Annotated in this window: 12 protein-coding genes; 2 read left to right on the forward strand and 10 right to left on the reverse strand. The window is 35.7% G+C overall.

The genetic code is table 11. The annotated features are described in order from the left end of the window. From JGH11_RS04220 to JGH11_RS04250, 7 genes are all read right to left on the reverse strand, one after another. Entirely contained in the window at positions 1-1,455 is a 1,455-nt protein-coding gene (locus JGH11_RS04220) for an aminoacyl-histidine dipeptidase (protein WP_201110318.1), read from the reverse strand. 310 nt (positions 1,456-1,765) lie between these two features. Next, on the reverse strand, positions 1,766-2,140 hold the full coding sequence (locus tag JGH11_RS04225; RefSeq protein WP_201110319.1) for a hypothetical protein: 375 nt from the start codon (positions 2,138-2,140) through the stop codon (positions 1,766-1,768). Next, entirely contained in the window at positions 2,127-2,507 is a 381-nt protein-coding gene (locus JGH11_RS04230) for a hypothetical protein (RefSeq protein WP_201110320.1), read from the reverse strand. The genes JGH11_RS04225 and JGH11_RS04230 overlap by 14 nt, the downstream gene beginning before the upstream one ends. Beyond that, a complete protein-coding gene (locus tag JGH11_RS04235; protein WP_201110321.1) occupies positions 2,497-2,700 on the reverse strand; it encodes a YtxH domain-containing protein in 204 nt (67 codons plus the stop codon). Before JGH11_RS04235 ends, JGH11_RS04230 begins: the two co-directional genes overlap by 11 nt. Before the next feature lie 142 nt (positions 2,701-2,842). Next, on the reverse strand, positions 2,843-4,213 hold the full coding sequence (miaB, locus tag JGH11_RS04240; RefSeq protein WP_201110322.1) for a tRNA (N6-isopentenyl adenosine(37)-C2)-methylthiotransferase MiaB: 1,371 nt from the start codon (positions 4,211-4,213) through the stop codon (positions 2,843-2,845). 120 nt (positions 4,214-4,333) lie between these two features. Next, positions 4,334-4,615, reverse strand: a complete 282-nt coding sequence (locus JGH11_RS04245; RefSeq protein ID WP_201110323.1) for a hypothetical protein — start codon at positions 4,613-4,615, stop codon at positions 4,334-4,336. Positions 4,616-4,651: 36 nt separating this feature from the next. Then, positions 4,652-5,683 (reverse strand): geranylgeranyl reductase family protein, encoded by a 1,032-nt coding sequence (locus JGH11_RS04250; RefSeq protein ID WP_201110324.1) that lies wholly within the window; start codon positions 5,681-5,683, stop codon positions 4,652-4,654. A gap of 246 nt (positions 5,684-5,929) precedes the next feature. Between JGH11_RS04250 and JGH11_RS04255 the strand changes: the two genes are divergently transcribed. Together JGH11_RS04255 and JGH11_RS04260 are read left to right on the forward strand one after the other, a co-directional pair. Further along, complete coding sequence (locus JGH11_RS04255; RefSeq protein ID WP_201110325.1) at positions 5,930-6,736, forward strand: metallophosphoesterase; 807 nt, start codon at positions 5,930-5,932, stop codon at positions 6,734-6,736. Then, on the forward strand, positions 6,717-7,358 hold the full coding sequence (locus JGH11_RS04260; protein WP_236263856.1) for a hypothetical protein: 642 nt from the start codon (positions 6,717-6,719) through the stop codon (positions 7,356-7,358). Before JGH11_RS04255 ends, JGH11_RS04260 begins: the two co-directional genes overlap by 20 nt. Before the next feature lie 57 nt (positions 7,359-7,415). Here the strand turns inward: JGH11_RS04260 and JGH11_RS04265 are convergent, their stop codons facing one another. The 3 genes from JGH11_RS04265 to JGH11_RS04275 form a co-directional block, all read right to left on the reverse strand. Next, a complete protein-coding gene (locus JGH11_RS04265; protein WP_201110327.1) occupies positions 7,416-9,488 on the reverse strand; it encodes a dihydrofolate reductase in 2,073 nt (690 codons plus the stop codon). 67 nt (positions 9,489-9,555) lie between these two features. Beyond that, the gene (locus JGH11_RS04270; RefSeq protein WP_201110328.1) at positions 9,556-10,431 is read right to left on the reverse strand and encodes a hypothetical protein; all 876 of its coding nucleotides are present in this window, start codon (positions 10,429-10,431) and stop codon (positions 9,556-9,558) included. 5 nt (positions 10,432-10,436) lie between these two features. Next, positions 10,437-11,150: a hypothetical protein gene (locus JGH11_RS04275; RefSeq protein ID WP_201110329.1), complete on the reverse strand. Its 714-nt coding sequence runs from the start codon at positions 11,148-11,150 to the stop codon at positions 10,437-10,439. Positions 11,151-11,235: the final 85 nt, after the last annotated feature.

The raw sequence follows: 11,235 nt of genomic DNA on the forward strand, positions 1-11,235 counted from the left end.
TTATTTTACTCGTTCCAATGTTTTCACCAAATAATCATAAAATTTGGTAACAGTATCAATCTCTACAAATTCATCAGGAGAATGTGCATTTAAGATTGTAGGACCGAAAGACACAATGTCTAAGCCAGGAGTGCTGGAAAGAATTATTCCACACTCAAGTCCTGCATGTACAACCACCACATGAGCTTTTTCATTATACATCTCTTCGTATAGTGCAGACATCATATTCAATGTATCCGACTTGGCATTAGGCTGCCATCCCGGATATGGATTCTCTATGGAAACCTTAGCTCCAGCCAAAGCAAATACACTTTCAAGGCTTGAACAAATCTCATCCTTACGAGTCTCTGAAGAACTACGTGCCAACATTTTAGCAGCAATATGTCCCGGAGCTGATTTAACTGATGCCAGATTTGTAGAAGTTTCAACAATACCTTCAAATTCAGTAAGCATCCCGATTACACCATTCTGACAGCCTACAACTGCATTTATCAGGCTATCTTGTATCTCCTCGGGTATAAGAGTTGTCGGCAGATCAGTTTTTTCTGCTTTAAATGAAAGATTAGGTTCTACCGCCTTATATTCTTCTTTAAAGATTTCCTCATATTCAGCAACAAGTTCCAAGAAATCCTTTGCATCGTCCTCAGGAAGTGTTATTACTGCATACGATTCTCGTGGTATTGCATTACGTAAAGATCCTCCATCTACAACAGAAAGACGCACTTCGTAATTGCTAACAGCTTCTTTCAGAAAATAGAACATCAGTTTATTAGCATTAGCCCTACCCAGATGAATCTCTGTACCGGAGTGACCTCCTCTAAGACCTTTTAGTACAACTTTGTATGCAAAGTCTCCTTCCGGAACCTCAACATCTTTAAAATGCCAGTCAGCATTAACGTCCGCACCTCCGGCACAACCAACGCAAAGCTCTCCGATCTCTTCTGTATCTAAATTCAATAAGATATCTCCTGAAAGGAAACCCGGTTGCAATCCTATTGCACCTACCATTCCCACTTCTTCATCAATAGTAAAAAGGGCTTCTATTTTACCATGCTTAAGGGTTTTATCTTCAAGAACCGCCATCATAGCAGCTGCTCCTATCCCATTGTCTGCACCCAAAGTTGTGGAACGAGCCTTCACCTTGTTCCCTTCTATTTGGGTCTCTATAGGATCTTTAGTAAAATCATGCTTTACATCAGAATTTTTCTGAGGCACCATATCCAGATGCGACTGCAATATAACAACAGGAACTTTTTCCAGACCTACTGTTGCCGGCTTGGTGATAAGAACATTACCAATTTCATCTTGCTTAACATCCAAACCTAAAGACTTACCAAAGTTAATTACAAACTTAGTCACTTCTTCCATTAGCCCTGTCGGACGCGGTATCTGGGTCAGATCATGAAAGTGCTTCCACAACTGTTGTGGTTTTAGATTAAGTATTTCTTTCGACATAAGATCATCTTTTAAAATTTACTAATAGTAACAAAGATAAAAAATTATCAATGGATACAACTGTAGCCAAAAGATATTTTCGGTTACTTTCAAATATTCATCTGACAATCTGTTCATTTTTGAATATTTATTATTCATGAAAGAAAATCTAATTTTAACTAAAAAGTGACAAAGTTGTACAACTTTTAGTTTTTTTTTCAAATCTATACTTTCTCAAAATTTCAGTATCAAAGCAATATAGATAAACAAAAAGCAAGAAGATATTCAATCCTCTTGCTTTTTATATACTTATTTTATTTCCTTTCTTTAATCAATCGTCATAGTCTCTGCATCTCTTTTTCTTCTTTCCAGAAAAGATCGATTTTATTTTTCGTATTGCAAAACGGAAAAGTAGTGGCTGAACTATTTCCCAAATAACAGGATAAAAAGTAGTCAGATTACTCAATAAGCCTTGCGCAAAGCCACTATTAGATGAAGAGCTTTCTTCCTTTGCATCTTCTTTATGACCGAAGCCAAATTTCCGAAGGACAGTATTTGTTACACTTTGGAGAATCAGCGAACTTGCATTATTCGAGAGATATACCCAATGTTCAGCCAAACGATCTTCGCCTTCAGCACACTCACGCCTAACAATTGCTTTTTCCTGACGGAGTAACTCTAAGGGGGTCAATTCATTCTTTATCATTGGCATCTAATTTTCTGAAAAAATTTATTGCATTATTCAATATTGTTTCCTTAATTATATTACGACACAAGAATACAATGAACAAAACAATTAACGACAACAGGGCCATAATACCGAAGCCTGCGGCCAGACTATCAAGCAATTCTCCTACAAAAAATGCCAATCCAATAAGGACAAAGAATATTAAAACAGATAAAATAGCCAAAACAATCAAACCATATCCTGCTACAGAAGCCGAAATACTCAACTTCTCGTAAGAATCCAGCTTAAACAAACGGACTCTACGGTTAATATAGCTTAATAGGTCTACTTTTATTTCTTCAACCAGAGTATTTAAGCTTTTATCTGTTTCCGGATTATTCAACATTGCTTGTTAAGTCGTCTATTTTTTCACGGCCTTTATTTGCAGCATGTCTTACATTGCCTTTTACTTTATCTACAAGGCTGTTGATATCTTTCAACCACTCTTCTTTTTTATCAGAAGCAGCAACATAACCTACAGCTGCACCTAGAGCTGCACCAATAGCTAAAAATAACAAATTAGAGCCTGTTTTATTCATAATCTTTAAATTTTTAGAATTAATTTTTCTATTATATTATTGTATATAATAACCTTGTCTTTGCAAAACGGGTAGCTAATATAATTACTTTTTGAAAAAAGAAGAAATATCTTTAGTAAAAATAACTTATTTACGCTGATTATTATATTGTTTCACCAAATAACGTAGCAGATGTATTTCCTGTAATTTTCACATTAACAAAATCGCCGATACGGTGTGTTCCTTTATCAAAAATTACAACTTTATTTTGAGATGTACGCCCAAAAAGTTGTTCTTTTGATCTCTTAGAGAACCCCTCGACAAGCACTTCGAAGGTCTTGCCTACATCTCTCTTATTACTCTCAAGAGAACATTCATTTTGCAATTCGATAATCCTCTGCAAACGTTCTACTTTTACATCCTCCGGTATATCATCCTCTAATTTTTTGGCTGCATATGTACCCGGACGTTCCGAGTATTTGAACATGAATGCAGAATCAAAACATACTTCGCGCATCAATGACAGTGTTTCTTCTTGGTCTTCTTCTGTTTCGGAATGAAATCCGCACATAATATCTGTAGATAGCCCACAGCCGGGAATAATACGTTTGATAGCTTCGATACGATTTAGATACCATTCTCGATCATACTTACGTTTCATCACTCCTAACATACGACTACTTCCCGATTGTACAGGAAGATGGATAAACTTACATAAGTTATCATATTTAGCGATTACTTCCAATGTTTCATCGGTCATATCTGTAGGGTATGATGTAGTGAAACGGATACGCATTTTCGGAGCCTCAAGTGCTACAATTTCGAGTAATCGGGAAAAATCAACAATTGTACCATCTTCATTTTCATAACGGTATGAGTTTACATTTTGCCCCAGCAAGGTTACTTCCTTAAAACCCTTATCCCGAAGATCAATTACCTCATTCAAAATGCTTTGTGGCATACGGCTACGTTCACGTCCTCTGGTATAGGGAACAATGCAGTACGAACAAACCTTATCGCACCCACGCATAATAGAGATAAAACCGGAAATATGGTTTCCTCCGATACGCAAAGGAATTACATCCTTATAAGTTTCTGTTTTAGACAGTTGTACATTTATTGCTTTTTCGCCACTTTCGGCTGCACCTACCAGATTTGGTAAGTCAAGATAAGCATCGGGGCCTACTACCACATCTACCTGATGTTTTGCATGTAATTCTTCTTTCACACGCTCGGCCATACATCCGAGAACACCGATAATCATATTCGGCTTTTTCTTTTTCCTTATGGCATTAAAATAGTCGAGACGTTGGATAACCCTTTGTTCGGCATTATCTCGTATCGAACATGTATTTACAAAAACAGCGTCGGCATCTTCGAGCTTATCTGTTACTGTATATCCATCCATCTGCATCACCGATGCTACAACCTCACTGTCTGCCACATTCATCTGACAGCCATAGGTTTCGATGAACAATCTCTTTTCTCTTGATTCAGTCGTGGATTTAAAGTCCAGTCCTAGTTCGTTGTTCATAGAAGTATTTTTTAGTTATATTTATAAATAAATCAGTTTATCACAAACTGTTTATGGTTGGCAAAAATACAAAGAAAAACGGAATACTAAATCAGTATTCCGCCTGAGCTATGTTAATATTTATTTTTCCTCTTCTACTATAACCCATTTATATCCATCTTTTTCGCGGGTTGCGGCTTGTCCTGGCTGCAGATCGGGCAACTTGCGAAGAACAGGCTCCATTTCGAGTATTTCATCTACAGACACTAAATAAGCATCTTCATCATCGGAGACTTCATCTTCTCCAAACAACTGCCAATCGCCATCTTCATCGTAAAGAACAAACGTGACAGGAGAGCCGGCCGTAAGCACATAGCTGGTAGTAAGTACTGATTTATTACCAGATTCTTCTTTTAGTTTCATCGTTTTTATTATTTAGAAATAAAGATAGACATTTTCTTAAATAGACAAGGCCTGATTCACCTTTCTATTTATTCGAATCAACCATTTAGGCTTTTTACATAAATAAACAAATAAACCATGCACTGGAGCAAAAAAGAATAATTCTGACATTTTCTTTCTCTTCCTTATAACATTTATAACGTCTTCATTCAACAATTTAAAATTTTGGCTATGGACAATAGACAAGGCCGCATTCTGTCCACTCTTAACTGCAAAATATATTCCTTCGCCTGTCATCGAATCGGCATAACCTCCGGCATCACCAATCAAAATAATATCTTTTCGGAAAGGATAATCGATATTATCGAACATAGGAATATAAGCACCTTTTGTCTTATTTTCAGACATAAGATTATGTTCTTTCAAAGATTTATCAAACGTTTGCAAATTTGTTCGCTTGTCTCCATACCCTACTACATATCCGTTTGTATTAGGAAATACATACAAATATCCATTCTTAAACTTCTTATCGAAGTATACCTGCATATTCCTGATAGATATATCTTCTACGGTCTTTTCCAAACAGACAATGCCTTTCTTAAATTCAGGCTGTAAATACCTACGCACAATACTATTCGCGCCATCAGCACCAATCAAGAAGTTGCACGAAAGCTTTTTCCCTGATAATAATGTAACGTGTATTTTATCTTCGTTTTCTTCTATCTTAACAACTGTATCCGTAATCTTTCGGCCTCCTGATTTTTCATATTCTCTCAGCAAAACATTATCGAATTCACGCCGGGTAACAGTCCTTAATTCTGTATCTAGTGTATAGCTGCATATATATTTTTTTTGAGAAAACATATCTATTGTGTTCACACTATAGTAGTCGTATTTTATACCTTCAAATATCTTGTCGACCAATATATGTGCTTTAGGCGTAAGGCCTCCCCCGCACAATTTGTCGCGAGGAAAATCTTTCCTATCGATAATCAAACAATCATGATTATTCTTCTTTAAAACATAGCCACAAGTAGTACCTGCCGGACCAGCACCAACTATAATTGTTTCGATATGTGTTTTCTCCATAAATCAGATTTTATAGACCTAATAATATTTCTCTATTCAAAGATTTCAAAGGTACAACAAAACATAATAATATTATAAAAAGAGCCATAACTAAACTTAATCAAACATCCTTACATATTATCCATATTTGGTTAAAAACATGTTAAAAAACACTTCTATAATATTGATTTAAGTTTTCTAATTTAAAGAATTGAACTTTTACCTATAAACTTGTATCCTCACAAAATAAGATATACAAATTCAGACATGAAAAAGATAATTTTCACGCTTTTTTTTCTTGCGTGCCTACTCTCGGCATGCGAGATGATAGAGTATCATCCTTATGACGGACGAATCAAAGGAGAAAAGAATATAAATGCAAAGAATATAAATAGAATCGAGGCCGACTGTAAAGGGAAAGAAACTATACGTTTCATCTTTATGAGCGATTCGCAACGGTGGTATGACGAAACAGAAGACTTTGTAAAAGATGCTAATAAAAGAGATGATATAGATTTTATTATCCATGGTGGTGATATTTCCGATTTTGGTCTTACTAAAGAATTCATGTGGATGCGGGATATTATGAATGGGCTAAACCGTCCGTATGTTGTTCTTTTAGGAAATCACGACTGCCTTGCAAACGGAGAAGAAATATATAGAGAGATATTTGGTCAAGAGAACTTTTCATTTTTGGCCGGTACAACTAAATTTATTTGTTTAAATACAAATGCCCTAGAATTCGACTACTCAAAACCTGTTCCCGATCTTAATTTTATAGAAGAACAACAAAATGATGACAGACAAGAATATAAAAAAACTGTACTTGCCATGCACGTTCGCCCTTTCTCCGATCAATTTAATAACAATGTCGCCCGACATTTTCAAGAAGATATAAAGAAATCTAAAAATCTCCAATTCTGCATAAACGGGCATGACCATACACTAAAGATTGATGATCTTTTTAACGATGGTATTATGTACTTCGGTTGCCCTAATATCGGGAAACGACAATATTTTATTTTCACATTAAATGCTGATGACTCATATACATATGAAACTATTGAATTCTAATTATAAAATCTGCTTTAGCTTTATTCTATTGATACTATCAGGCTCATTAGCTGCTCAAACCAGATATGAGAAAAGGGTGGAAAATTACAAATCGCAATGGGAGAGGCTGATACCTAACTACACTAAAATCCAATATGCAGGAGGAATGGGGCTAATTTCGATTGGTACAGGTTGGGATTATGGAAAAAACAATCAGTGGGAAACCGATATCCTCTTTGGGTATTTACCCCGTTATTCAACAAAAAATTCTAAACTAACTTTTACCTTAAAACAGAATTTCATCCCATGGAAGAAAAGGCTTAACAAACATTTCTCATTAGACCCTTTGGCTACAGGACTCTATATAAATACAATCTTCGACGGTGAATTCTGGGTAAACGAGCCGGAAAAATATCCAAATGGATATTATGCTTTTTCAACAAAGATGCGCTTTAATATTTATCTGGGACAAAGAATTACATTTCATATCCCCGAAGAAAAACGCTTCTTCGCCAAATCTATAACAGCATTCTACGAAATAAGTACCAATGATCTTTACATGGTAAGTGCGTTTACAAATAGCTACCTAGGACCAAAAGATTATCTTAGATTATCATTCGGTTTAAAAATGCAAATGTTTTGATGAAACAAAAAATCCTGACAATTAACTGTCAGGATTTTTCTCTATTTCAGTCTCTATTTAGTCGTTATAAGTAGGCAGAGTCGAAAATTCTTTAGAATAGCGAAGCATTTGTTCGGTATAGCCTTCACTATAAGATATTTTGACATCAGTAATCTTTCCATCTTTATCTTGTACTAATTCAAATACTGGATTTACAAATCCTTTGTAAGGCTTCATATTCAAAGTTTTGTAACGGGCTAATACTTCTTTGTGTAAAACAGGATCGACCTTTACCGCATAATCCATTACAAGAGCTTTAGCTGATTTAATGTCTCCTTCCGACTTAATACGTTGAATTTCGGCCAATAAGTCTCCAAACAATGTGCGTAGTTTAACATAATCATTAACTACAACATATGTTTTACCATCTCTTACCTTATATTCAACTACATTATCAGCCTTACCTTTCTCATATACCCATTTGGCAATCAGCTGACGATTACGCATATGCGCTTCTTCAATATCTTTACCCGGTTCAATACGCACAAGTTGAGTCATCAAGCCATTCATCATAAATTTGTAATATTCTGCTTTGTAAGCATCTGCATTAGGTATAATTCCAAGTTCTACCAACTTAGCGTCACCAAGGAAATATAAGCCGAACAGGTCTGCTCGAGACTCCTCGATAGTTGAACTAAATTCACCCAATGCGTTTGGATCCACTTCCGGCATCAGTTTCCCCGAACCATGTCCGAGACATTCGTGCAAGTCGGTATGTAATACATCTGTAACAAAGCCATATTCTTTTATCATATTCACTTCCACATCAGACCACATAAATTCTTTTCCAAAACCTGTATGTGCACCGGCTGCATCGTAAGCTTCCATTATATTTTCTATGGTTACTGACTTTGAACCATGATCTTTACGTATCCAGTCAGCATTAGGCAGATTAATCCCAATAGGAGTAGATGGATAACAATCACCGCCTAACTGAGCAACTGTTATAACTTTGGCTGTTACTCCTTTTACTTTCTCTTTTTTAAATCGTTTATCAACCGGAGAATGATCTTCGAACCATTGTGCATTTGAACTAATAACTTCGGTACGCTTAGTTGCTTCTATATTTTTAAAGTTCACTGTCGATTCCCAACTAGCTTTGATACCAAGAGGATCACCATAAACTTCTGTAAAACCATTTACAAAATCGATTTGCGAATTTAAATCTTCAACCCATGCTACCGCATATTGGTCGAATGTTTTAAGATCTCCTGATTTATAAAATGAAATCAGTTTATTTATAACTTCTTTTTGTTTGTCATTTTCCGCTACTGTTTGTGCTTTTTCAAGCCAGAATACAATTCTCTCTATAGCCGAGGAGTATAGTCCTCCAACTTTCCATACTTTCTCAACCAATTTACCATCTTCTTTCACTAAACGACTATTAAGTCCATAAGAAATTGGGGTAAGATCAGTAGTATCTTTCATGGCGCCATAAAAATCCTGAACATCTTTTTGGGTAACGCCCTCTCCATAATAATTGTTGGCAGAGGTAACAATAAGATCGCCTCCCGATTGATTCACCTTCTTGGCCATTATTTTAGCATCGAACATTACTGGCGTAATCACTTTGATAAAATCATCGACTGATTGCCCTTCTCTTGTAGGAACAAGATTTGCCGGTAACGCTTTTACCTGATCTGCAAAAAACTCTTTAGAAAATGTAGGCAAGAATTTCTCCTCTCCATAATGATGATGTATCCCATTGGAAAACCATACACGTTTGAGATAGACTTCAAATTCTTTATAATCATTCGTATTTTTGTCTCCTTTATAATTCTCATAAATAGCCTCCAATGTACGGCGTATGGCTAGATTGTATTTGTTATTCTGATCGAATAATATATCGCGCCCTTCTAAGGCTGCCATTGATAGATAATAAACCAGTTCTTTTTGTTCAAGATTAAGATTCTTAAATCCGGGAACATAATAGCGCAGTATCTCAAGATCTGCAAAAGCATCTACCTCGTATTTAAAATCCGCAGGAACAGTGTCTGCTTCGAGCTGCTTATCCGGAGCTTTTTGTCCTCCTCCACAGCCGGCCAACATCATAGACAATCCGGTCATAGTTATTAATATTGTTTTTTTCATTTTTATATGTTTATAGTTTCTCCTACAAAGATAAGAAAAACGTATCGCATGAGATAGATCAACAATCCTATTCTTCTATTGGTTTTAGATATAAATTATTTTTCCTAAAATCGAAGATTACTGAAAAATTTCTAAAAAACTGATTTCCCAAAAGCCCTATATACATATCGTTCTCTTTAAACACAAACCATTCTGAATCGGAAAAAATTACATCTGCATCTATAAGCTTACTGTTGCCTACTCTAATAACATCAGTCTTCATTATATTCACTTTTGTACGACTGTGATCCAGATTCTTAGCACGTCCCTCTTTGATTTTATCAATATTCAGATTATATTTAGTAAATATATTTTGAGCAAAGAATAATGTTCCGTTGAGGCCTGTATCTATCCAACAGTCTCCTTCTATTATCACCCCTCCAATATCAACAACCGTAGGGATAAGAAGCCTCCGGCCCCTATTCTGAAATTTAATACAATCATAACCTTTCAGGCTATCCAGATCAATTGGTTTCAATTCTCTTATATACTGATTATTATACGATATTTCGAGTATACGTCTATTAAAAAAATCCCAACCCAGCAATACGCAATCATCACCATACCAATTTAGAAACTGGCTACCTGTCTCCATAAACGTAGCATCCACTATCTTTACCCAATCCCCTACTCTAAAACGAATTTGTTCTTTTTTATTTATCGTTTCCTTATTTACCCTTAAATATTCGGGTACTGCTAATCCCCATGCCCCAATATCGAGTAACGCTTTGATTGGAACAGAGTCATGCGCATATCCATCCAGGATAACGTTGTTTTTGAAACTTTGGAATGGAACAGCCCTTTCGGGCAATATACGCGGAACAGAATCTATTTCTAAATTGTATGCAAAAGATTTTACAGCGAATAGATAAAGTATACTAAACCAAAGAATCCGTAATCTCATAAAACTTATTTTGTAAGAAAAAGATTAATATCGTCGCAAACTCTAATTAAAGTCTTCATTACAGCTTCTTCCTGAATCCGTTTTTCAGCCTCATTACCATTAAAATCATCCTTTAGCTTTTTAGATAAATAATCCTCAGTGACAACTGTAGAAAAGGGTACTAGTCCGGTACGAACATCCATTATCAATACCTGAGTTGTAGCAAAAGCTTTATGTTCGTCAGCTGAAAAGACCTTATATTTGGAATACATTCCACCTCTAATGGAATATACCAATACCACGTCCGCCTGCATTCTTACAGCAGCTTCGCGAATAGATGTAAAACCGGGTGAAGTAGACATCATAATATCAGGGACCAACGAAACTTTCTGCACACGCTGATGCCCCTCCATATTGGTAATCAGAGTCGACAGATATTTCTGACACGACGATAGATAATCTTCGTCATAACCATAACGCCTGTTTATCAACGAACCATTATCTATATTCACAACTGCTACTCGTAATTGCTGAGGAAGGGTATATTTTCCATCCAAAATCTTCTGAATGTTCTCTTCTGATATCCGAGCTTCCTGATCCGTAAACAACGATTGAGTTATTATACCTTCATCAGGAACAGCCATTTCTAGATTAGTAGACATATTTTGAGTTTGTCGAGGTGTAGTACATGATGTGATGATAAAAACTAATAATATAAATGTACAAGTGTATTTCTTCATAGAGTTAAGTGTATTAAATAAAAAAATCTATCCGCTACCATCAAAGTTAACGAATAGATTTATATCGATATTATATATTATACTC

The organism is Dysgonomonas sp. Marseille-P4677 (assembly GCF_016652235.1).
Taxonomy (GTDB): Bacteria; Bacteroidota; Bacteroidia; order Bacteroidales; family Dysgonomonadaceae; genus Dysgonomonas.